The following is a 23,331-nucleotide window of genomic DNA, read 5'->3' as shown; positions in this document are numbered from 1 at the left end:
GTCCTTGTCCGGGGCTATCGGGCTTGACCCTGGTATGCCCAGAGAAAACCTGGCCGGACTCTGATGAATCGGCCGTTTCTCGGCGTTCTTTAGGCAAAATAGTGGCGAAATGCCAAAGATTGGGCGTCAGCGAATTGGCCTGATGACCGAGATGGTGCGGGCGTGACCATGGAATGGCTGTTTCGACGCGGGCCTGATCCACTTCGCTGAGCCGGGCGATGATCGGGTGCCGGTCGCGCTCCCTGTGCAGCCGCGTCACTAATCGATGCTAGGCGCTGATGGGCAACTCCAGCTCGTAGGGCGCTGCTTCCAGCGGCGCCAGGCCGAACGCGGCGCGAGCGGTGTCGCAATCGATGTTCTGCACGCCCTGGCTCCATGATGACTCGAACTCGCGGCAGACACTGGAACGCTGTGCATAGATCGAGCAGCTGGTGGCCTGGCCGACTGTGCCCTCCAGGCTGCAGCAGCGTGCGGGTTTCTGGTCGGTGCCGATCATCGCCACACGAGAGGGGCTGATCTGCACCACCAGGTCGTCGGGCACTGTGCCACCCGAGGAGGCGCACTCACCCCAGAAGAAAGACACACGAAAGTGTGAACAGCAGGCACCGCAATTCAGACACGGACTGGCTTCGGACATGGGCGTCATCGATTAAGAAAGGTAAGAGGGGTTGTTACAGGAAGGCCCGCCATTCTAATCGCGCCGTGGTCGTTGGGAAGAGGGGCGCGCACTTATATTTTTCGTAGGAAAAACCCCGTAGTTCTGGGTGAAATCATGCCCTATCAGCTTTACGAATCATTACAGACAACCGCCGCCGGCCTGACTATGTTGCAGGGACCTGAGCAGGATGCATCGGGCATCGCAGCTCTCATAACAATAAAAGAGACGGACCCATGCAGAACTCGACCCAAGCGGCGAATGCCTGGCGCATTCTGTTCCTGCTGTTCCTCGCCAACCTGTTCAACTTTTTCGACCGCACGATCCCGGCGATCATCATCGAGCCAATCCGCATGGAATGGCACCTGAGCGACTTCCAGCTCGGCATCATCGGCACCGCGTTCACCATCGTCTATGCCATTGCCGGCTTACCGCTCGGGCGTCTGGCCGACACCGGCTCCCGCAGCAAACTGATGGGCTGGGGCCTGTTCGCCTGGAGTGGGCTGACGGCGATCAACGGCCTGGTCGGCAGTTTCTGGAGCTTTCTGCTGGTGCGCATGGGTATCGGCATTGGAGAGGCCAGCTATGCGCCGGCGGCCAACTCGCTGATCGGCGACCTGTTCCCGGCGCACCGTCGCGCGCGGGCCATGGGGATTTTCATGCTGGGCCTGCCGTTGGGGCTGTTGCTTGCGTTCTTCACCATTGGCGCGATGGTCAAGGCGTTCGACAGTTGGCGCGCGCCGTTCTTTATTGCCGCCATACCGGGGCTGATCCTCGCGATCTTCATGTTCTATATCAAGGAGCCCAAGCGCGGTGCGGCCGAAACCGTGCAGGTCGCCCAGGCGCGCGTCGACCGCCCGATCCGTCGTGTGCTGGCGGTGCCGACCTTCCTCTGGCTGGTGCTGGCCGGGCTGTGCTTCAACTTCGCGACCTACGCGTGCAACTCGTTTCTGGTGCCGATGCTGCAGCGCTACTTTCTGATGCCGTTGCAGGAGGCTGCGGTCGCGACCGGCGTGATTGTAGGCGTGACCGGTCTGGTGGGCCTGACCTTGGGCGGTTGGGTGGCCGACAAGATCCATCAACGGGTGGCCAACGGTCGCCTGTTGTTCGCTGCGTTCAGTCTGATTATCTCCACCGTCACCACGGCCTGGGCTTTACATGCCGGGCGTATCGAGATTGGTGTGTTTGTGGCGCTGTTCAGCGTGGGCTGGTTGTTTGCGTACAACTTTTATACCTGCGTGTACACGGCGATCCAGGACGTGGTGGAACCGCGCCTGCGGGCCACGGCCATGGCGCTGTTCTTTGCCGGGTTGTATTTACTGGGCGGCGGCATGGGGCCGATTGTGGTGGGGGGCTTGTCCGATCACTTCGCCCATTCGGCGATGTATGCCGCCGGGGCGGAGCAGATGACCGAGGCTTATAAAGCGGTGGGCCTGCATGACGCCATGTACCTGATTCCGGTGGCGCTGTTCTTGACCCTGCTGTTTCTGTTCCAGGCGTCGCGCAGTTTTGTGCGCGATGCCAAGCGGATGAAGGACGGGTTGGGGGCGGTGGAGGTGCCGGCTGCTGCTGCGACGGCTTGAAACCATGAATAAAGAAGGCCCGCATTGCGCGGGCCTTCTTTTTAGCAGGGCAGAGCAGTAATCAGCCCGCCACCAGCACCCGGATCGCTTCCAGTCGCAGCGCGGCCTTGTCGAGCATGGCCAGGCCTTGCTCACGTTGTTGGCGCAGGGCGACCAGTTCGCTGTCGCGCACGGTCGGGTTGACCGCTTGCAGTGCGGTCAAGCGTGCCAGTTCTTCGTCGGTGTCGGCCGCCAGGCGGCGTTTCGCCTCGGCCACGCGCTCGGCGTGGCGCGGGGTGATCTTCTCTTCGCCGGCGTTGATCCGCGGGGTGAGTTGATCGCGCTGGGCTTGCACGAACTTGTTGGCGCTGGCCCGCGGTACGCTTTCCAGTTGGTCGTTGAGGGTTTCGAACGACACGCGGCTGGACAGGTCGTTGCCATTGGCATCCAGCAGGCAGCGCAGGGCGGCCGGTGGCAGGTAGCGGCCCAGTTGCAGCGAGCGCGGGGCGACCACTTCGCTGACGTACAGCAGTTCCAGCAACACGGTGCCCGGCTTGAGCGCTTTGTTCTTGATCAGCGCCACGGCGGTGTTGCCCATGGAACCGGACAGCACCAGGTCCATGCCGCCCTGCACCATCGGGTGTTCCCAGGTGATGAACTGCATGTCTTCCCGTGACAGCGCCTGGTGACGGTCGTAGGTGATGGTCACGCCTTCGTCGTCGCCCAGGGGGAAGCTGGCGTCGAGCATTTTTTCGCTGGGCTTGAGGATCAGGGCGTTTTCCGAATGGTCTTCGCTGTCGATGCCAAAGGCGTCGAACAGGGTTTCCATGTAGATCGGCAGGGCGAACTGATCGTCTTGTTCGAGGATCGCTTCAACCAATGCATCGCCTTCACCCGCGCCGCCGGAGTTGAGCTCCAGCAGGCGGTCGCGACCGGTATGCAGTTCCTGCTCCAGACGCTCGCGCTCGGCACGGGCTTCGTCGATCAGGGCTTGCCAATCGTCGTCGTCGGCGTTTTCCAGCAATGGCAGCAGGCGTGGGCCGAACTGGTGCTGCAAGGCGTTGCCGGTCGGGCAGGTGTTGAGAAATGCGTTCAGCGCTTCGTGGTACCACTGGAACAGGCGCTCTTGCGGGCTGGTTTCCAGGTAGGGCACGTGCAGTTCGATCACATGTTTCTGGCCGATCCGGTCCAGACGGCCGATCCGCTGTTCCAGCAGGTCGGGGTGGGCCGGCAGGTCGAACAGCACCAGGTGATGGGAGAACTGGAAGTTGCGGCCTTCACTGCCGATTTCCGAGCAGATCAGCACTTGGGCGCCGAATTCTTCGTCCGCGAAGTAGGCGGCGGCGCGGTCACGCTCAAGGATGTTCATGCCTTCATGGAACACCGTGGCCGGGATGCCGGAGCGCACGCGCAGGGCGTCTTCCAGGTCCATGGCGGTTTCGGCGTGGGCGCAGATCACCAGAACCTTGGTGCGCTTGAGCATTTTCAGCTGGTCGATCAGCCACTCGACCCGTGGGTCGAAGCGCCACCAGCGGTTGTCTTCTTCGATGTCCGGCTGCGATTGGAAGCTGACTTCCGGGTATAACTCGGCGTGTTCGCCCAGCGGCAGCTCAAGGTATTCGTCCGGGTTCGGCAGCGGGTAGGCGTGCAGCTTGCGCTCCGGGAAGCCTTGCACGGCGGCGCGGGTGTTGCGGAACAGCACGCGGCCGGTGCCATGGCGATCGAGCAGCTCACGCACCAGGCGCGCGCTGGCTTCGGTGTCGCCATCGTTGACGGCGGTCAGCAGCGCTTCACCTTCGTTGCCGAGGAAGCCCTGAATGGTTTTGTGCGCTTCAGGCGACAGTCGGCCCTTGTCCAGCAGCTCCTGCACGGCTTCGGCCACCGGGCGATAGTTCTCGCTTTCGGCGCGGAAGGCTTGCAGGTCGTGGAAACGGTTCGGGTCCAGCAGGCGCAGGCGTGCGAAGTGGCTGTCCTGGCCGAGTTGTTCCGGGGTGGCGGTGAGCAGCAGTACGCCCGGAATCACTTCGGCGAGTTGCTCGACCAGCGAATACTCGGGGCTGACGTTGTCTTCATGCCAGACCAGGTGGTGAGCTTCGTCGACCACCAGCAGGTCCCAGCCGGCGGCGAACAGCGCGTCCTGAGCCTTCTCGTCGTCCACCAGCCATTCCAGGGCGACCAGGGCCAACTGGGTGTCTTCGAACGGGTTGGCGGCATCGCTTTCGATGAAACGTTCTTCGTCGAACAGCGCGACCTGCAGGTTGAAGCGGCGGCGCATTTCCACCAGCCATTGGTGTTGCAGGTTTTCCGGCACCAGGATCAGCACACGGTTGGCGCGGCCCGACAGCAGTTGGCGATGGATTACCAGGCCGGCTTCGATGGTCTTGCCCAGGCCCACTTCGTCGGCCAGCAATACCCGAGGCGCGATACGGTCGGCGACTTCCCGGGCGATGTGCAGTTGGTGCGCGATCGGTTGCGCACGCACGCCACCCAGGCCCCACAGCGAGGACTGCAACTGACGGCTGGTGTGTTCCAGGGTGTGGTAACGCAGCGAAAACCAGGCCAACGGGTCGATCTGCCCGGCGAACAGGCGGTCGCTGGCCAGGCGGAACTGGATGAAGTTGGAGAGTTGGGTTTCCGGCAGGGTGACCTGCTCGTTCTGTCCATTGAGGCCGTGATACACCAGCAAGCCATCGACGTCGTCGACTTCCTGCACGGTCATTTTCCAACCTTCGAAATGGGTGATGGTGTCACCCGGCGAGAACCTCACGCGGGTGAGGGGCGCATTCCGTAGCGCATACTGGCGCGTGTCGCCAGTGGCCGGATAGAGCACGGTCAACAAGCGACCGTCCTGTGCCAGAACGGTGCCTAACCCCAGCTCTGCTTCGCTGTCACTAATCCAGCGTTGCCCCGGTTGATACTGCTGCGCCATGCTGCCTGACTCCCGCCGTGAAAAAGCCGACTATGTTAACGGAACAAGGCCCCACGCCCAAGGACTCTGACAAAAACTACTGCCTTGCAGGGGCGCTCGACAGCTGAATCGACGGGTGGCGGGCACTTGTCAGTGTCGACTGGGTCACAGGTTTGCGAGCCAGCGCTCAAGTCGCCCTGCAACCCGCCGACAGCCTGTTGATCAGGAGAATAATTATTATGTTTCCACCCATGCTGCCCGTGAGCGTCGTGCCGGTCACCTCACAGCTCGATCCGGTGCGCCCGAAACCGGATATCCCGCCCGTGGTGCCCGTTCAGGCGGGTTCCAACGAAAGCACGATCGATCTGAAAAAGGGTGATGCCGAGCAGTCGACCTTTCTGCTGCGTGAAGAACAACGCCGTCAGCAGGAACAACAGAAACGTCGACGCGAAGCCGATGAAGACCCGGAGGAGCACTTGGCGATTCCTGGCGATGTGCTCAACGCCGACAATACCGTGCCGGTGGTGCCGTTGATCGAAGACGCGCCGCGCCAGGGCCTGTGGGTGGATGTCGAGGTTTAATCGCGCAATCCCCCGCCCAATAGCGTTTCCGTGACACGTTCACCCGACCTTGCCAGCAAAGCAAACGACACTTCCTGGGTTCAACGCTTCGGCAGCAGTGTCGCCGCGGCTGATTTGCCGTGGAGTGGGGGACGTTGCATTATTGAGCCATTCCCGCCACGACGTAGTAAGCCAAGCCATGAGCGACGACGACAAGCTGATCGACCTGAATGCCGAACGTGCCAAGCGTGTGCATGACCTCAATGACAAGCGCCTGAATGAAGTGCGCCAGGCATTTGAGCAAGCGATGCCACTGGGCAAAGTTAAGAAAAAGTCGAAAAACAAACCCAAAAAGCGTTGAAACAGCCTGTATCTATTGATGCAGGTCAGTTATTGCCCTTCTTTACGCCACGTTGCTGGCGACATTGATCCGCGTCAATTTTCCATTCCGCCTTCTCCATTAACTTAGCCCTATCGCAACAAGGCAAGTCCAGGAGGCCGGTCATGTTTATCGACAATGTGGTGTTCGCCGGAGTGCTGACTGTAGGCCTCATGGTGTTGTTTTTTGTAGGGTTTGGATTTTTTATCTGGAAAGACGCGAACAAGCGTAAAAAACCATAGGTTTTTCCAGATTACATGAGCACGCAAGGCATTTTGGGCGACTTCGGTCGCCCTTTTTTTTGCCTGCTATTTAACGACGCTCATTAATACAGGCGCATAAAAAAAGGTGCGGTCTTCATCGAAGCCGCACCTTTTTTGTTATTCAACCGCGGTTGTCAGTTGCCCAACGCCGTGGATGCCAACCAGAACAACCCGGCCGACAGGCCCACGGTCGCCGGCAGGGTCAATACCCAGGCCATCAGGATGGTCTTGACGGTGCCGCTTTGCAGGCCGCTTTTGTTCGCGACCATGGTGCCGGCCACACCCGACGAGAGTACGTGGGTGGTCGATACCGGCAGGCTGAAGATATTGGCCAGGCCGATCATGCTGGCCGTGGTGATCTGGGCCGACATGCCTTGGGCATAGGTCATGCCCTGCTTGCCGATTTTCTCACCGATGGTCAGTACCACACGCTTCCAGCCCACCATGGTGCCCATGCCCAGGGCCATGGCGACTGCGAGAATCACCCAGAACGGGGCGTATTCGGTGGTGGCGGTCAGGTCTTTGCGCAATTTGTCGAGGTCGGACTTCTCGCGCGGATCCAGACCTGGCAATTTGCCGACTTTTTTCGCGGTGTCGTCCAGGCAGAGCAGGTAGCGGCGTACCTCAATGCGTTGGTCGGCATTCAGCGAGTGGTAGTCGGAAACGCCTTTCAGGGTGTCAACCAGCGCATTGATAGTGGGCTCGGTCTGCTGCGGGTTGCAGCGGAACTTGCCCGGCAGATCATCCTTTACGCTTTTGCCCAGGGCCAGGAACTCGCCCAGGGTTTCGTGATTGCGCTGGTAGAACTGGTTCAAGTGCACCGTGGCGTCGCGGGTGCGTTCGATCTGGTAAGTGGTGCTGCCCAGGTCGAGGACGAACTGGGCCGGCACGATACCGATCAGCACCAGCATGATCAGGCCGATACCTTTCTGACCATCGTTGGAGCCGTGTACGAAACTCACGGCCATGGCGGAAATCACCAGCACCAGACGGTTCCAGAACGGCGGGTGTTTCTTGTCGTCGACCTTGCGGCGTTGGTCCGGGGTCTTGTGCATCTTCGACAGCGGACGCCACCACTTGAGGCCCATCAGTACCAGGGCTGCGACCAGGAAGCCGGCCATCGGTGAGAAGACCAGGGATGCGCCGATATCGACCGCTTTCTGCCAGTTCACACCGTCAGCCAGGGGGATGTCGTTGATCAGTGCATTGGCCAGGCCGACACCGAGGATCGAACCGATCAGGGTGTGGGAGCTGGAGGCGGGGATACCGAAGTACCAGGTGCCCAGGTTCCAGGTGATCGCCGCGGCCAATAAAGAGAAGACCATCGCCAGGCCATGGCCGGTGTTCACATTGATCAGCAACTCCACCGGCAGCAAGTGCACGATGGCATAGGCGACACCGACACCACCGAGCAATACGCCGAGGAAGTTGAATACCCCGGAGAAGAACACGGCCAGGTGCGGCGGCATGGCTTTGGTATAGATGACTGTGGCCACCGCGTTAGCGGTGTCATGAAAGCCATTGATGAACTCGAAGGCGAGGACAAAGGCCAGGGCGAGCAACAGGCTCACTAGAACCCAAGCATCCAGTCCGCTGAATAAATCGATCATGAAGGTTTTCTGACCCGGTCGTAAGGGGGCGCGATTATGCCAGAAAACCTTGGTAATCGATGCACTAGCTGCTCATCGGTAACATTCTTCAATGAAAAAACAGCCAGGAAAGGCGTGCATCCCAGGGTTTTTGGGGCTTTGGCAAGTCTTTGATTTATAAAGCGGAGGGCGCGAGGGACAGGAATTTGTCACCCAAACGTCATCTCTGAAACATTTGTATGAAATTTCACTGACGGCAGTGAAATGCAAGGTAGCCGGTCGCTAGCTACATGCCAGCAACCGAGGCCGAACCTTGGGGCTCCAACCGAGTCGCTTATGACTCTTCGGTTTTGAGTTCCTGTTCAATCTTTTGGATTTCCTGGGCGAATGCCTGGTCGAGCAGGCTAGCTCGTTTGCGCCATGGTTTGCGCTCAGGTTCAGGCTGGGCGGCGTAGGTGGTGACTTCCCCGCCGTAAACTTCCTTGTAACGTTGCTCCTGGCGCTCAAGTTCCGCGCGCAGTTCATCTTTCGTCACATTGCTACCTAATTGAGTTGAGTAATTACATTGCAGTGTTATGCCCGAATGCCGCCCTCGGGCTATTCAAAGTTGAACCCTTGCGGTGTTCAAGTTTGAACTAGGCGCGAGCGAACACGTGTTAAGTGCTGTCATTCGAAGCCGGTTATTTTTATCGGCATGCACAGCCTGTGCATCACCTGGTGGGCTTCGGTCCCGGTGATGAAACCGGGCGGACCCACACACAGGGTGCATTATAACGGCGCATTTGAATAACACTATCGGCATAAAGTTAAAAAGCGTCAACGTTGTGTGAGGGTTTTGTTACGCGAGGTCGTCGGTATGGGTGGAAAATTTGACGTCATAAGTTCCACCTAACTATCGGCGTTATAAAACCGCGCTGAAACTTTGCAGGCGCGCGCTGATAGGGTGCACCGGGCGGTGAGATTGCCAAATTGCGATTATCGAATGATCGTCCGATAATCGCACAATGTTGCCGGCCTTGCCTTGTGCATCCCGGTCGACGCGGCTTGTAATGACGGCCAAACCTCCCTTGCGGTTGACAATAAGAGAAAGGAACCCGACATGAACGATCAATTGCGCAACTCTTTTGCGTCAGCGGCGCCGCCGATCGTTGCCTCACCGGCCAAGCGTATCCAGGCATTTACCGGTGATCCGGACTTCATGACTTCCCTGGCCCGTGGCCTCGCCGTGGTGCAGGCGTTCCAGGAACGCAAGCGCCACCTCACCATCGCCCAGATCAGCCACCGCACGGAAATCCCCCGCGCTGCCGTGCGCCGTTGCCTGCACACCCTGATCAAACTCGGCTACGCCACCACCGATGGGCGCACTTATTCGCTGTTGCCCAAAGTCTTGACCCTGGGTCATGCCTATTTGTCGTCCACGCCGCTGGCGGTCTCGGCGCAGCCGTACCTGGACCGCATGAGCGAGCAACTGCACGAAGCCTGCAACATGGCCACCCTCGAAGGCGACGACATCCTCTATATCGCCCGTTCGGCCACCACCCAGCGCCTGATTTCCGTAGACTTGTCGGTGGGCGGACGCTTGCCGGCGTATTGCACCTCCATGGGCCGCATCCTGCTCGCGGCGTTGGACGACGCTTCGTTGCAGGATTACCTCGACCACGCCGACCTGCAAACCAAGACCAGCCGTACGCTGACCACCCCCGAAGCCTTGTTCGAATGCCTGCAACAAGTGCGGCAACAGGGCTGGTGCATCGTCGACCAGGAACTGGAACAGGGCCTGCGCTCCATCGCCGTGCCGGTGTATGACGCCTCGGGCCAGGTGCTGGCCGCGTTCAACGTCAGCACCCATGCCGGGCGGGTCAGCCGCAGCGAGCTGGAACAGCGCTTCCTGCCGAGCATGCTCAGTGCCAGCCGTGAGCTGAGCGCGCAGCTGTTCGCCTAAGCTGTTCGGTGATCGCACAGATACGGGTCGGATGAATTGACGCTGTTTCCCCTGGCTCATTAAGGTGCGGCAGCGCTCTGGCGCTCCAACCATAATGACGACCCCAGGTCGTTGGCCCGCCATCGGTGTGGAAATAAGAATAATGAATCAGCCTTCTGTCGGTACCACTCTGGACGTGCAGTCCTTCATCAATGCCCAACCGCTGTCACGCTACCAGTGGCGTGTCGTGATCTTGTGTTTCCTGATTGTCTTCCTCGACGGCCTCGACACCGCCGCCATGGGCTTTATCGCGCCGGCGCTGTCCCAGGACTGGGGCATCGACCGCGCCAGCCTCGGTCCGGTGATGAGCGCCGCGCTGATCGGCATGGTGTTTGGCGCCCTGGGTTCCGGCCCGCTGGCTGACCGCTTCGGGCGCAAGGTCGTGCTGGTTGGTGCGGTGCTGGTGTTTGGTGCCTTCAGCCTGGCTTCGGCCTACAGCAGCAACGTCGACCAATTGCTGGTGCTGCGCTTTCTCACCGGCCTGGGCCTGGGCGCCGGCATGCCCAACGCCACCACCTTGCTCTCCGAATACACCCCCGAACGCCACAAGTCGCTGTTGGTGACCAGCATGTTCTGCGGCTTCAACCTGGGGATGGCGGGCGGCGGGTTTATCTCAGCCAAGCTGATCCCGGCGTTCGGCTGGCATGCCTTGTTGATGATCGGCGGCATCCTGCCGTTGATTCTGGCGGTGGTGCTGCTGGCGTGGCTGCCGGAGTCGGCGCGCTTTCTGGTGGTGCGCAACCGCGGGACCGACAAGGTGCGCAAAACCTTGTCGCCCATCGACCCCGGCATCGTCGCCCAGGCCACGGGTTTCAGTGTGCCCGAGCAAAAAACCGTCAAGGCGCGCAACGTATTGGCGGTGATCTTCTCCGGTACCTACAGCGCCGGCACCTTGCTGCTGTGGCTCACGTACTTCATGGGCCTGGTGATTGTGTATCTGCTCACCAGCTGGCTACCGACGTTGATGCGCGACAGCGGCGCGAGCATGGAACAGGCTGCATTCATCGGCGCGTTGTTCCAATTTGGTGGGGTGTTAAGCGCGGTCGCTGTGGGGTGGGCGATGGACCGGTTCAATCCCCACAAGGTCATCGGCACCTTTTACCTGCTGGCCGGGGTGTTTGCCTACGCGGTGGGGCAGAGCCTGGGCAACATTACCCTGTTGGCAACCCTGGTGCTGATCGCCGGGATGTGCGTCAACGGCGCGCAATCGGCCATGCCGTCCCTGGCTGCCCGTTTCTACCCGACCCAAGGCCGCGCCACCGGTGTGTCGTGGATGCTCGGCATCGGCCGCTTCGGTGCGATCCTCGGCGCCTGGATGGGCGCCACATTGCTGGGCCTGGGCTGGAACTTCGAGCAGGTGCTCACGGCGCTGGTGATTCCGGCCGCCTTGGCCACGGCTGCCGTGGTGATCAAAGGCATGGTCAGCCACGCCGACGCCACCTGAAGGCGACCCCGCTTACAGGAAGATTAGCTAGACAACAATTCGTTCGATAATCGAACACTGAGTCGATTATCGGATTGTTTGGCCCATGTCCCCAGCTTAACCTTCAAGCACTTCGGCGCCATCTCAGCGCCTTTTTCGATCGACACCGGGAGCCCAACCCCATGGCTGAAATTCTTGCGTTGCGTGACGCGGTGAAGCAATTCGTGAACGACGGCGATACCGTCGCACTGGAAGGTTTCACCCATCTGATCCCTACAGCTGCGGGTCATGAAATCATTCGTCAGGGCAAGAAAGACCTGACGCTGGTGCGTATGACGCCTGACCTGATCTACGACCAGTTGATCGGTGCCGGCTGCGCGCGCAAATTGATTTTCTCCTGGGGCGGCAACCCCGGCGTGGGTTCCTTGCACCGCCTGCGCGACGCGGTCGAGAAGCAATGGCCGCAACCGCTGGAGATCGAAGAACACAGCCACGCCGACCTGGCCAATGCCTACGTCGCCGGTGCCTCGGGCCTGCCCTTCGCGGTGCTGCGGGCCTACGCCGGTTCCGACTTGCCCAAGGTCAACCCGCTGATCAAGACCGTCACCTGCCCGTTTACGGGTGAAGTGCTGGCGGCGGTGCCGTCGGTGCGTCCGGACGTCAGCGTGATCCACGCGCAAAAGGCCGACCGCAAGGGCAACGTGCTGCTCTGGGGCATTCTCGGGGTGCAGAAGGAAGCGGCCCTGGCGGCCAAGCGCTGCATCGTCACCGTCGAGGAAATCGTCGATGACCTCAATGCACCGATGAACAGCTGCGTGCTGCCGACCTGGGCGCTGACGGCGGTGTGTCATGTACCCGGTGGCGCACATCCGTCCTACGCCCACGGCTACAACGAGCGGGATAACCGCTTCTACCAGGCCTGGGACCCAATCGCCCGCGACCGTGGGACGTTTACCGCCTGGATTGACGAGTACATCCACGGCACCGCCGATTTCAGTGAATTCCAGGCCAAGCTGGCCGCCGCGCAGGGGGCCAAGTAATGACCTACTCGACCAATGAAATGATGACCGTCGCCGCCGCGCGCCGCCTCAAGAACGGCTCGGTGTGTTTTGTGGGCATCGGCCTGCCGTCCAAGGCCGCCAACCTGGCGCGCCTGACCTCGTCGCCGGACGTGGTGCTGATCTACGAATCCGGCCCGATTGGCGCCAAGCCCAGCGTACTGCCGCTGTCCATCGGTGACGGTGAGCTGGCGGAAACCGCTGACACCGTGGTGCCGACCGGTGAGATTTTTCGCTACTGGTTGCAGGGCGGACGCATAGACGTCGGTTTTCTCGGCGCGGCCCAGGTCGACCGTTTCGGCAACATCAACACCACGGTGGTCGGCGATTATCACCGGCCCAAAGTGCGCCTGCCGGGGGCCGGTGGTGCGCCGGAAATCGCCGGTTCCGCCAAGAGCGTACTGATCATCCTCAAGCAGTCGTCGCGCTCGTTCGTCGACAAGCTGGACTTCATCACCTCGGTCGGCCACGGCGAAGGCGGCGATTCGCGCAAGCGCCTGGGCCTGCCGGGTGCCGGTCCTGTCGGAATTATTACCGACCTGTGCATCATGGAGCCGGAGGAGGGTACCCATGAGTTCGTGGTCACCGCGCTGCACCCCGGCGTGACCCGCGAGCAAGTGGTGGCCGCCACCGGTTGGGCGGTTCGCTTCGCCGACCAGGTGAGCACCACCGAGGCGCCGACCGAGGTCGAGCTGACGGCCTTGCGTGATCTGGAAGCACGCACCGCCGCCGCCCATGGCCAAGCACCGGGAGAAGCCTGATGCGCGAAGTATTTATCTGTGATGCCATCCGCACCCCCATCGGCCGTTTTGGCGGTGGCCTGTCCAGCGTGCGCGCCGATGACCTGGCGGCGCTGCCGATCAAGACGCTGATCGAACGCAACCCGTCGGTGGACTGGACAGCGGTCGACGAAGTGTTCTTCGGCTGTGCCAACCAGGCCGGTGAAGACAACCGTAACGTGGCGCGTATGGCGCTGTTGCTGGCGGGCCTGCCGGAGAGTATTCCCGGCGTGACCCTCAACCGCCTGTGCGCCTCGGGCATGGACGCGATCGGCACGGCGTTTCGTGCGATCGCCAGTGGCGAAATGGAGCTGGCGATTGCCGGCGGTGTCGAGTCGATGTCCCGCGCGCCGTTCGTGATGGGCAAGGCCGACGCGGCGTTTTCACGCAATATGAAGCTCGAAGACACCACCATCGGCTGGCGCTTTATCAACCCGTTGATGAAGGCCCAATACGGCGTGGACGCGATGCCGCAGACTGCCGATAACGTCGCCGATGACTACAACGTCTCCCGCGCCGACCAGGACGCCTTTGCCCTGCGTAGCCAGCAACGCACCGCTGCCGCGCAAGCCGCCGGTTTCTTCGCCGAAGAGATCGTGCCGGTGCGCATCGCCCATAAAAAAGGCGAAACCGTGGTGGATCAGGATGAGCACCCACGGGCCGACACCACTCTGGAAACCCTGGCCAGACTCAAGCCGGTCAATGGCCCGGACAAGACCGTTACCGCCGGCAATGCCTCGGGCGTGAACGATGGGGCGGCGGCGCTGATTCTTGCTTCTGCCGACGCGGTGAAAAAACACGGCCTGACCGCCCGCGCCCGCGTGTTGGGCATGGCCAGTGCCGGTGTCGCGCCACGGGTGATGGGCATCGGCCCGGTGCCGGCGGTGCGCAAACTGGTGGAGCGCCTGGGCCTGGCCGTCACCGATTTCGACGTGATCGAACTCAATGAAGCTTTCGCCAGCCAAGGCCTGGCGGTGCTGCGTGAACTGGGCATCGCTGACGATGCGCCCCAGGTCAACCCGAACGGCGGCGCCATCGCCCTCGGCCATCCCCTGGGCATGAGCGGTGCGCGGCTGGTGCTGACGGCACTGCATCAATTGGAAAAAACCGGCGGCCGCAAAGGCCTGGCGACCATGTGTGTGGGCGTCGGTCAAGGCTTGGCCCTGGCGATTGAACGCATGGAGTAAGAGAAGACCGCTTGTGCATCAGTGGAATGTGATTTTGCAGGGCACAGATAAGAAAGCGGTGTTCTTCAACGACTGACGCGCCCCTATGTAGGAGCGCGCTTGCTCGCGAAAATCGTCAACGATAACGCAGGTTTCCTGATGGAGCGTGGTGTGTTGGACGACTTCGCGAGCAAGCTCGCTCCTACAAGGAATGGGGGGCAGGCGATATCTCTGTAAATGTCTGCTTGCGGAACATGGTTATTGCAAAGTATGTCTAGGCTAATAACCGTTCCCACTGAGTGAAAAAAAACATGACAACAACGACCAGTCACTACACCGGAGAAGAACGCAGCAAACGGATTTTTGCGATTGTCGGTGCCTCCTCCGGCAACCTCGTCGAATGGTTCGACTTCTACGTTTATGCCTTCTGCGCCATTTACTTTGCCCCGGCGTTTTTTCCGTCGGACGACCCCACGGTCCAACTGCTCAACACCGCCGGTGTGTTCGCCGCCGGGTTTCTGATGCGGCCCATCGGTGGCTGGCTGTTTGGCCGGGTGGCCGACAAGCACGGGCGCAAGAATTCCATGATGATCTCGGTGCTGATGATGTGCGCCGGTTCCCTGGTCATCGCCTTCCTGCCCACCTACAAAGACATCGGCGCCTGGGCCCCGGCGTTGCTGCTCGTGGCGCGGCTGTTCCAGGGCCTGTCGGTGGGCGGCGAATATGGCACCACTGCGACCTACATGAGTGAAGTGGCACTCAAGGGCCAGCGCGGCTTTTTCGCGTCGTTCCAGTACGTGACCCTGATCGGCGGGCAATTGCTGGCGGTGCTGGTGGTGGTGATCCTGCAACAGATCCTCAGCGAAGACGAACTGCGCGCCTGGGGCTGGCGGATTCCGTTCGTGATCGGCGCCATCGCGGCGCTGATCTCCCTGCTGCTGCGTCGTACCCTCAAGGAAACCACCAGCAAGGAAATGCGCGAAGACAAGGACGCCGGCAGCATCGCCGCGCTGTTCCGCGACCACAAGGCCGCGTTTATCACCGTGCTCGGCTACACCGCTGGCGGCTCGTTGATTTTCTATACCTTTACCACCTACATGCAGAAGTACCTGGTGAACACCGCCGGGATGCACGCCAAGACCGCCAGCTACATCATGACCGGCGCCCTGTTCCTGTACATGTGCATGCAGCCGCTGTTCGGCATGCTCGCGGACAAGATCGGCCGCCGTAACTCGATGCTCTGGTTCGGCGCGTTGGGGACCCTGTGCACAGTGCCGATCCTGCTCAGCCTGAAGACCGTCAGCAATCCGTTCCTGGCCTTTGTGCTGATCACCCTGGCCCTGGCCATCGTGAGTTTCTACACCTCGATCAGCGGCCTGGTGAAAGCCGAAATGTTCCCGCCGCAAGTACGCGCCCTGGGCGTAGGCCTGGCCTATGCGGTGGCCAACGCGATCTTTGGCGGCTCGGCCGAATATGTGGCGTTGGGCCTCAAGTCCCTGGGCATGGAAAACACTTTTTACTGGTACGTCACCGGCATGATGGCGGTGGCTTTCCTGTTCAGCCTGCGCCTGCCCAAGCAGGCGGCGTACTTGCATCACGATCTATAAGGGGTGAGTCATGACACTGCGCACGAGCAATCAGCTGTTCGACGCTTACTTCACCGCTGACAGCATGGCCGAGGTGTTCTGCGACCAGGGACGCCTGCAGGGCATGCTGGATTTCGAAGCCGGGTTGGCCCGCGCCGAGGCTCAGGTGGGGTTGATCCCCCTGACCGCCGTCGCACCGATTGCCCAGGCATGCCTGGCGTCGCTGTACGACGTGGATGCCCTCGGTGTGGCGATTGCCACTGCGGGCAATTCGGCGATTCCGCTGGTGAAGGCGCTGGGCAAGTTGATTGCCGCCGACGATGCCGGGGCCGAGCGATACGTGCATCTGGGCGCAACCAGTCAGGATGTGATGGACACCGGCCTGGTCCTGCAACTGCGTCGGGCCGTGACGTTGATCGAAACCGACCTGGCGCGTTTGGGGAACATCCTGGCCGCCCAGGCGCAGCGGTATGCCGAGGTGCCGATGGCGGGGCGCACCTGGTTGCAGCATGCGACACCGGTCACCCTGGGCATGAAAATCGCCGGTTGGCTGGGCGCGGTAACGCGCAGTCGCCAGCGTCTGGTCGAGCTCAAGCCGCGCCTTCTGGTGCTGCAATTCGGCGGTGCGTCCGGCACGTTGGCGGCACTCGGCGAACACGCCATACCGGTGGCCGAAGCCCTGGCGGCTGAGCTGCAACTGAGCCTGCCCGAACAACCCTGGCACACCCAGCGTGATCGCCTGGTGGAGTTCGCCAGCGTGCTCGGCCTGATCGCCGGCAGCCTCGGCAAATTGGGCCGCGACATCAGCCTGCTGATGCAGACCGAAGCGGCGGAAGTGTTCGAACCGTCGGCGCCGGGCAAGGGCGGTTCATCCACCATGCCCCACAAGCGCAACCCAGTGGGCGCCGCCGTGTTGATCAGCGCGGCGACCCGCGTGCCAGGGTTGGTGGCGACGATGTTCAGCGCCATGCCCCAGGAGCACGAGCGCAGCCTGGGCCTGTGGCATGCCGAATGGGACACCTTGCCCGAGATTTGTCGTTTGGTGTCCGGGGCGTTGCAACAGGCGTTGCTGGTGAGCGAAGGGTTGGAAGTCGATCCTGGGCGCATGGCCTACAACCTCGACCTGACCCAGGGCCTGGTGCTGGCCGAAGCCGTCAGCATCGTGCTCGCCCAACGCCTGGGCCGGGAAACCGCGCACCACCTGTTGGAGCACTGCTGCAAACGCGCGGTTGCCGAAGGGCGCCATTTGCGGGCGGTGCTGGCGGACGAGCCGCAGATCACCGCCGAGCTCTCGGCGACTGAACTGGACCGCCTGCTCGACCCGGCCCACTACCTGGGCCAGGCCCGGACCTGGGTCACCCGCGCCGTGACCGAACACTTTGCATTGAACGCTTGAGGAGATTGCTGTGGCTTTTGTACAACTCGCCGAGGGCGAACTGCATTACCAACTGGATGGGCCTGTGGGCGCGCCCGTGCTGGTGCTGTCCAACTCCCTGGGCACCGACCTGCATATGTGGGACCTCCAGATCCCCGCCTTCACCGAGCATTTTCGTGTGTTGCGGTTCGACACCCGTGGCCACGGTGAATCCCTGGTGACCGAGGGCCCCTACAGCATCGAGCAACTGGGCCGCGACGTGATCGCGCTGCTCGATGCGCTGGATATTCCGCGCGCGCATTTCTGCGGGTTGTCCATGGGCGGCCTGATCGGCCAGTGGCTCGGCATCAACGCCGGGGAGCGCCTGCAACGCCTGGTGGTGTGCAACACCGCTGCCAAAATCGGCACGCCGGAGATCTGGAACCCGCGTATCGAAATGGTCCTGCGCGACGGTGCGGCAGCGATGGTCGCGTTGCGCGATGCCTCGATTGCACGCTGGTTCACCGCCGATTTCGCGCAGGCCAACCCGCACCAGGCCAAGCAGATCACCGACATGCTCGCGGCCACGTCGCCCCAAGGGTATGCGGCCAACTGCGCGGCGGTGCGCGATGCCGATTTCCGTGAGCAATTGGCCGCGATCCAGGTGCCGACCCTGGTAATTGCCGGCACTGAAGATGCCGTCACTCCGCCGGCCGGCAGCCACTTTATCCAGGAGCATGTGCAGGGCGCCGAGTATGCTGAGTTCTATGCCGCGCACCTGTCCAATGTCCAGGCCGGTGCTGCGTTCAGCGACCGGGTGATTCAATTTCTGCTGGCCCGCTGAGGAGTCTTTTGTGGACGAGAAACAACGTTACGCCGATGGCCTGAAAGTGCGCCGCGCAGTGCTGGGCGATGCCCACGTCGACCGCAGCCTCAATGCCCTGACCGAGTTCAACAGCGAGTTCCAGGAAATGATCACCCGCCACGCCTGGGGTGACATCTGGACCCGCCCCGGCCTGCCGCGGCATACCCGCAGCCTGATCACCATCGCCATGCTGATCGGCATGAACCGCAACGACGAACTCAAGCTGCATCTGCGCGCGGCCGCCAGCAACGGCGTGACCCGCGCCGAGATCAAGGAAGTGTTGATGCAGAGCGCGATCTACTGCGGGATTCCGGCGGCCAACGCGACGTTTCACCTGGCCGAGTCGGTGTGGGATGAGTTGGGGGTCGAGTCCCGCGAATGATCGGCGCTCCGGGTGGGAACGATCAGTGCCGTGAGCGAGCCTGCACCCTGTAGTTATCGCGCCGATCATGGCCCATTTCTTCACGAATCGCGTTTTCCGTGAGTGCCGTGGGATTGGTTGAGGTCGGCGGGGTCAGTGGGTCGTTGTCGAAGTCGAACGGTTCGGCGCTCGTCGGTAGGCCGACAGCCTGCCGTTCGGCATTCGGCGTATCCGCCGCCGGTTTGTCACCCACTTGCTCCGGGGTGCTGCCGGGGAGAAAAGAGCCGGTTGCGCCGTTATAGGCGTGTGACATCTCATGGTAGAAATTTGTCACCGGAGAGGATTTGAGTACGGGGTTGTCGTACAGGCTCGAGGGGTCATAGAAGATAGCGCCACCCCTGTTGGCGGTACCCCGGACTCCGTTGCGAATAAAGCCATTCTTTGGCGACTCTGGATCCTCTTGAGCCAGTGGCGCGCTGCTGTCGTCCACCTGCTCGCCTTCGACCACGTACTGCGTTTTCTCTCTCTGGAGTTCGTCCAGATCAAACTGCTCTTTCGCTCCTGATTTGATGTTGATCGGTGCCCCGTTTTTTATTGCTGCGTCGTCCAAGGCCGCGAGCATTTTTTGCCCGACGGGTGAGCTGCGCAGAAGGTCCAAGTCGTCTTCCACACGCTGTTTGAAGTCAGGTGTGCCTTGGACATTGATTCCTTTTTTACCGGACTCATCGGGTGTGATCGGGACGAAGGTTGCTCCCGCAGGCGCGATGACCCTGTCGCTGGTTTTCCCATAGATACGATCAGTGCGGTTATTGGATCGGATGGTGTCCTTGCCCTTTGCGCTATAAAAAGTGGTGCGGTCATGGCCCACCATCAGGTCGTCACCCTTGCCACCATTCATCACGGTGTGCCCATTGCCGGCATACAGGTGATCTGCCCCACTGCCGCCGTCCAAATGGCTTTTTTTGTTGGCGGGACCATGCCCCGCATACAGGCGGTCGTTTCCGTTGTTGCCATACAGGATGGCATTGCCAGTGCCCCCCATTATTGTGTCGTCACCCTCATTGCCCTCGGCATACCCTGGGCCGCTGCCGAGCTGAAGACGGTCATTGCCATTGCCACCGAACAGGCGGCTCGGTCCGCCTCCCGCCGTGACGGAATCGTTGCCGTCACCGGCTTCAACGCTGACGGGAAGCATGACGTCGGCATCGATTTTTATCCGGTCGTCACCGGCCTTGCTTTTGATATAGAGCTGCGTGGGGTTGCCTTCCTTCTCGCTTCTGACGTTGAAGGCATAAGCCTTGCCATTGACCTCGACATTCAGTCGCCCGTCGGCGCCGTTACTGACATGAATCGTGTCTGAGCGGTCGCCCGTTTCAAGCGTCAGGCTATCTTCCATCACGGCCTTTTTCTGGGGCGTGAACTGAAAGGTCAGCGCGGTATTGTGCGCAGTGAGATTGCCGTCATCGACCAGTCTCGTCTCTTTGATTGTTGGCACCAGATCATGCACCTCATATGAGGCTGGGAGTCCTCGAGGCTGGGCCTGCGTAGGGGCGGGTGGATGTTCGGTCGATGGGCTGGGCGCTGCGGGCGGCGAGGCGGTATGGGAGGACGGGACCGGCGTAAGGGCGCGTGGGGCGATGGTATTCATAGGCGAACGTTCTATTCGAATGCTGTTTCAGCAGAACCGGGGTTCTGCACCCTGCGCTGACAGGATTGTAGGCGCAGGGTGTGAGTTGAACATTCGAGCGAAAGAGTTCCACGATGGCCACGAATGCATCGCTGCGGCTTGAGGAAAGTGTGATCGTGCGCTGTGGGGAAATGTGCAAGAAGTGGGAAGAGGTGTCGCTACGCCAAGGTGAGCTTAGTGGGCATCAGCATCCCACACCCAGTTCCACACCCCCGGCAGATGCACCGGTTCGTTCACATCCTTCACCGTGCGTGCCAGCGCTGCGCGCTCCAGGGTGGCATGGTCGGTATAGAACGGTTCGGCAGCGGTCTTCACGCCGTTGATCCGGGCGCTGTCCATCAGGATCTGCAAGTACTCCTGCAGGTGCCGTGCGGTGTAGCGGTTGATGTCGTGGAAGGTCACCACCACCGGGATCACGCCGTCCACCGTAGGCAACTCTCCCAGTGCAATGCGCTCGCGGACCACCGACAGTTGTCGATACAGGTTGGCGCGACGCCGTGGGCTGGCGTTGAATCCCCAGATCTTGCCGTCATTGGCGCTCAGGTCGGTCAGTAAGACCTGCATGCCATGGCGCTGGTAGGCGGCGAAGGTGCGACGGTCGTAGTTCCAGAACGGTGGGCGTACCAGTGCCGGCGGTGCGCCGGTGATGGCGGCGATATCGGCCGCGCCTTGGGTGAGGGTGCTTTCCAGTTCGGCGTCATTGAGCCAGCGATGGTTGGTATGAAAGGCCGTGGCGGTGTGGAAGGCCAGGACATGGCCGCCGGCAAATTCACGCTCCATGGTCTTGTGCCCGCGGGAACTGCCGCCGGAACGCGCCGCTTCGGTCTGCAGGAAAAACACCGCCTTGATCCCCGGCAGCACCGGGTTGTGCGCCAGGTCGGCGAGGACCGAGCGGGTTGGGTTGTTATAGCCCGACGCGCTCGGGCCATCGTCGAAGGTCAGCAGAAAGCGGATCGGTGCCTGGGTGTGCAGGCGTTGCTCGGTCTGCGGTGTCAGGGCGATAGGCGCGCCGATGCAGCCGCCGAGGCTCAAGGTCAAGCTCAGCAAAAGGGAGGCAAGGGCAAAGGACTTCATGGTATGGGCCGGGCTCGTCTGGAGGCCGCCACTGAGTCAGCTCAATGGCGGCAGGCGCGCACCATACCGTAAGTGCGGCGCCGGTTTACAGCAGACTTATCGGGTAGCTGACGATCAACCGGTTTTCGTCGAACTCATTGTTGCTGTAGTCGCGACGCATGCTCGAATTACGCCAGCGCACGCTGAGGTTTTTCAGGCTGCCGCTTTGCACGGTGTAGCCCAGTTCACTCTCGCGGCCCCATTCCTTGCCGTCGGTCACGGTACCGGTGTGCACGTTGCTGCCGCTGATATAGCGGTTCATCACGGTCAGGCCCGGTACGCCGAGGGCGGCGAAGTTGTAGTCGTGGCGCACTTGCCAGGACTTTTCCTGTGCATTGTCGTAGCTCGAGTTGTAGCTGTCGTTGGCCAGCGTGCCGCCGCTGGTGCCGTTGACACGCATCCACGCACTGTCGCCGGTGAGTTTTTGCAAGCCGACGTAGAAGGTGTTGCCGCCGTATTTGGCCGAGAACAGGCCGGACCAGGTCCTGTTGTCCAGGCTGCCTGCGCGAGCGCTGCCGTCGTCCTTGCCATAGAAGAAGCCGAGATTGGCGCCCAGGGTCCAGTCGCCCAGGGGCTGGGTGTGGATCAGGTTGACGAACTGCTGGCGGTAGATGTCCTTGAGCTGGGCGTTCCACAGGCCGACCTGGGTGCGCTTGTCGTTGAACGTGTATTCGCCGCCCTGGAAGTTGAAACGGTCGGAGGTGAACGCGGCTTTACCGGTCATCGACATGTCGTTCATGCTGCCGTCGTCCCGTGGGCTGTTGGCACGGAACTGGCCGCCGTAAAGGGTCAGGCCGTCGATTTCCTTCGAGGTGATCTGCCCGCCGCGCAAGGTTTGCGGCAGCGAGCGGCCATCGTCCGAACGCAGGATCGGCAGCACCGGCATCCATTCGCCGACTTTCAATTCGGTCTTTGAAATCCGCGTCTTGAATGCCACACCGAGCCGCCCGAAGTTATCCGCCGGGCGGCCATCGTGGTCCAGCGGCAGTAACTGCGTACCGCCGGTACCGCGCCCGCCATCGAGTTTGAGCGAGTACAAGCCCAGCACATCCACACCGAAGCCCACGGTGCCCTGGGTGAAGCCGGACTTGGCATCGAGGATGAAGCTTTGCGTCCACTCCTGCGCACCGCCCTGGGTTTTGGTCGGGTTGGTGAAGTTACGGTTGATGAAAAAATTTCGCAGGTTGAGGTTGGCACTGGCGTCTTCGAGAAAACCGTGTTCTTCGGCGACGACAGGCAGGGCAAGACTGGCGATAGCGGATGCCAGCAAGAGCCGGCGCGGGTGAAAAGTGCTCATGGTGTCGGACCTGTTGTTATTGGGTTTATGCAGGTGGCGGCCATGGTGCGTGGTGGTGCGGGGGGGCTTCAATCGGGGGAGGGCGGGTTGTGGGCGATGATCGAACGTAATTGTGCGGGGCTAATTCGTCAGCTTCCGGCGGGCGGGGGGCGCTGTCTACTGTCAGGGTTGACAGTAGATTCACGGGTTTCAAGCGCCTATTTTCGCCGTGATGGCAGTATCTTTTTTAGGTGTTCAGGGGAGACGATCTCATGGGCTTTGGATCAGATATGGGTAACTTTTTACCGTCCGACAATGAATTTAGCGGGTACTTGGTCAATGAGCGCGACGAGAAGGACTCTGTGGATTTCGATGCCTTTGAGTTGATCTATATCGAAGGCAGTTACTGTTTTATTCGCCTGGGTCTGGAGCACAGGCCAGGCTCCAAAAATGAATTGACCCTTGAAGCGGGACAGCTTCAGCTAAGGCCGGGTATGACGTACCCGTTGGGCCCGAAACCATGCGCTGTACAGGCGACTTTTGGATGGGAGGGCTACCTCGAGTTTCTCCCGCCGGATTACTCAGGGAGCGTGACCATCAAGCAAATGTCCAAGACCGATGACAAGACTGTTTTGAGTGGCAGCTTCTCGATTTATTTCACTGCACCGAATCAGGAGGAGATGGAACTCAGGTGTACCCATTTTCAGATCAGTGAATGATTTGGCATTCATTGGCCCAAAAAGCACATAAAAAAACGCCTCCTGTA

The 23,331-nt window shown here is 61.1% G+C and carries 21 protein-coding genes; 14 read left to right on the top strand and 7 right to left on the bottom strand.

What is annotated here, in order from left to right; genetic code table 11:
• Window positions 1-268: 268 nt before the first annotated feature.
• Complete coding sequence (locus BLR63_RS15235; RefSeq protein WP_042946527.1) at window positions 269-637, bottom strand: YkgJ family cysteine cluster protein; 369 nt, start codon at window positions 635-637, stop codon at window positions 269-271.
• Window positions 638-891: 254 nt separating this feature from the next.
• On the opposite strand from BLR63_RS15235, the gene BLR63_RS15225 reads away from it, so the two are divergent.
• Window positions 892-2,238 (top strand): spinster family MFS transporter, encoded by a 1,347-nt coding sequence (locus BLR63_RS15225; protein ID WP_010563584.1) that lies wholly within the window; start codon window positions 892-894, stop codon window positions 2,236-2,238.
• A 61-nt stretch (window positions 2,239-2,299) separates the two neighbouring features.
• Here the strand turns inward: BLR63_RS15225 and rapA are convergent, their stop codons facing one another.
• Window positions 2,300-5,146, bottom strand: coding sequence for an RNA polymerase-associated protein RapA (gene rapA / locus BLR63_RS15220; RefSeq protein ID WP_010563585.1), 2,847 nt, complete (start codon window positions 5,144-5,146; stop codon window positions 2,300-2,302).
• 218 nt (window positions 5,147-5,364) lie between these two features.
• Here rapA and BLR63_RS15215 point away from each other — a divergent pair, with 218 nt between their 5' ends.
• From BLR63_RS15215 to ccoM, 3 genes are all read left to right on the top strand, one after another.
• Window positions 5,365-5,706: a hypothetical protein gene (locus BLR63_RS15215; protein WP_010563586.1), complete on the top strand. Its 342-nt coding sequence runs from the start codon at window positions 5,365-5,367 to the stop codon at window positions 5,704-5,706.
• Window positions 5,707-5,884: 178 nt separating this feature from the next.
• Entirely contained in the window at window positions 5,885-6,046 is a 162-nt protein-coding gene (locus BLR63_RS31510; protein WP_010563587.1) for a hypothetical protein, read from the top strand.
• Between the two features lie 143 nt (window positions 6,047-6,189).
• Window positions 6,190-6,306, top strand: a complete 117-nt coding sequence (gene ccoM, locus BLR63_RS32195; RefSeq protein ID WP_010563588.1) for a cytochrome c oxidase subunit CcoM — start codon at window positions 6,190-6,192, stop codon at window positions 6,304-6,306.
• 155 nt (window positions 6,307-6,461) lie between these two features.
• Here ccoM and BLR63_RS15210 read toward each other — a convergent pair whose 3' ends face one another.
• Both BLR63_RS15210 and BLR63_RS15205 read right to left on the bottom strand, forming a co-directional pair.
• Entirely contained in the window at window positions 6,462-7,937 is a 1,476-nt protein-coding gene (locus BLR63_RS15210; RefSeq protein ID WP_010563589.1) for an inorganic phosphate transporter, read from the bottom strand.
• Between the two features lie 313 nt (window positions 7,938-8,250).
• The gene (locus tag BLR63_RS15205; protein ID WP_010563590.1) at window positions 8,251-8,451 is read right to left on the bottom strand and encodes a hypothetical protein; all 201 of its coding nucleotides are present in this window, start codon (window positions 8,449-8,451) and stop codon (window positions 8,251-8,253) included.
• A 564-nt stretch (window positions 8,452-9,015) separates the two neighbouring features.
• Here BLR63_RS15205 and pcaR point away from each other — a divergent pair.
• The 9 genes from pcaR (at window position 9,016) to pcaC (ending at window position 18,510) form a co-directional block, all read left to right on the top strand.
• Window positions 9,016-9,858, top strand: coding sequence for a pca regulon transcriptional regulator PcaR (pcaR, locus tag BLR63_RS15200; protein ID WP_010563591.1), 843 nt, complete (start codon window positions 9,016-9,018; stop codon window positions 9,856-9,858).
• 142 nt (window positions 9,859-10,000) lie between these two features.
• Window positions 10,001-11,341 (top strand): MFS transporter, encoded by a 1,341-nt coding sequence (locus tag BLR63_RS15195; RefSeq protein ID WP_010563592.1) that lies wholly within the window; start codon window positions 10,001-10,003, stop codon window positions 11,339-11,341.
• A 161-nt stretch (window positions 11,342-11,502) separates the two neighbouring features.
• Complete coding sequence (locus tag BLR63_RS15190) at window positions 11,503-12,360, top strand: CoA transferase subunit A (protein ID WP_010563593.1); 858 nt, start codon at window positions 11,503-11,505, stop codon at window positions 12,358-12,360.
• Window positions 12,360-13,139: a CoA-transferase subunit beta gene (locus BLR63_RS15185; RefSeq protein WP_010563594.1), complete on the top strand. Its 780-nt coding sequence runs from the start codon at window positions 12,360-12,362 to the stop codon at window positions 13,137-13,139. Before BLR63_RS15190 ends, BLR63_RS15185 begins: the two co-directional genes overlap by 1 nt.
• Entirely contained in the window at window positions 13,136-14,344 is a 1,209-nt protein-coding gene (gene pcaF / locus BLR63_RS15180) for a 3-oxoadipyl-CoA thiolase (protein WP_193384738.1), read from the top strand. Before BLR63_RS15185 ends, pcaF begins: the two co-directional genes overlap by 4 nt.
• Before the next feature lie 290 nt (window positions 14,345-14,634).
• Complete coding sequence (locus BLR63_RS15175; protein ID WP_010563596.1) at window positions 14,635-15,930, top strand: MFS family transporter; 1,296 nt, start codon at window positions 14,635-14,637, stop codon at window positions 15,928-15,930.
• Window positions 15,931-15,940: 10 nt separating this feature from the next.
• Window positions 15,941-17,305 (top strand): 3-carboxy-cis,cis-muconate cycloisomerase, encoded by a 1,365-nt coding sequence (locus BLR63_RS15170; protein WP_010563597.1) that lies wholly within the window; start codon window positions 15,941-15,943, stop codon window positions 17,303-17,305.
• A 10-nt stretch (window positions 17,306-17,315) separates the two neighbouring features.
• Window positions 17,316-18,107, top strand: coding sequence for a 3-oxoadipate enol-lactonase (gene pcaD / locus BLR63_RS15165; protein WP_010563598.1), 792 nt, complete (start codon window positions 17,316-17,318; stop codon window positions 18,105-18,107).
• Between the two features lie 10 nt (window positions 18,108-18,117).
• Entirely contained in the window at window positions 18,118-18,510 is a 393-nt protein-coding gene (gene pcaC / locus BLR63_RS15160; protein WP_010563599.1) for a 4-carboxymuconolactone decarboxylase, read from the top strand.
• A gap of 22 nt (window positions 18,511-18,532) precedes the next feature.
• Here the strand turns inward: pcaC and BLR63_RS15155 are convergent, their stop codons facing one another.
• The 3 genes from BLR63_RS15155 to BLR63_RS15145 form a co-directional block, all read right to left on the bottom strand.
• Window positions 18,533-19,984 (bottom strand): M91 family zinc metallopeptidase, encoded by a 1,452-nt coding sequence (locus BLR63_RS15155; RefSeq protein ID WP_010563600.1) that lies wholly within the window; start codon window positions 19,982-19,984, stop codon window positions 18,533-18,535.
• Between the two features lie 366 nt (window positions 19,985-20,350).
• Window positions 20,351-21,250 carry a polysaccharide deacetylase family protein gene (locus BLR63_RS15150; protein ID WP_010563601.1) on the bottom strand — a complete coding sequence of 300 codons (900 nt, stop codon included), beginning with the start codon at window positions 21,248-21,250 and terminating at the stop codon, window positions 20,351-20,353.
• Between the two features lie 85 nt (window positions 21,251-21,335).
• Complete coding sequence (locus BLR63_RS15145) at window positions 21,336-22,586, bottom strand: OprD family porin (RefSeq protein ID WP_010563602.1); 1,251 nt, start codon at window positions 22,584-22,586, stop codon at window positions 21,336-21,338.
• A gap of 251 nt (window positions 22,587-22,837) precedes the next feature.
• Here BLR63_RS15145 and BLR63_RS15135 point away from each other — a divergent pair, with 251 nt between their 5' ends.
• Window positions 22,838-23,284, top strand: coding sequence for a hypothetical protein (locus BLR63_RS15135; protein WP_010563603.1), 447 nt, complete (start codon window positions 22,838-22,840; stop codon window positions 23,282-23,284).
• Window positions 23,285-23,331: the final 47 nt, after the last annotated feature.

The organism is Pseudomonas extremaustralis (assembly GCF_900102035.1).
Lineage (GTDB): Bacteria > Pseudomonadota > Gammaproteobacteria > Pseudomonadales > Pseudomonadaceae > Aquipseudomonas > Aquipseudomonas extremaustralis.
This window is presented reverse-complemented; position numbering and strand designations above follow the sequence as displayed.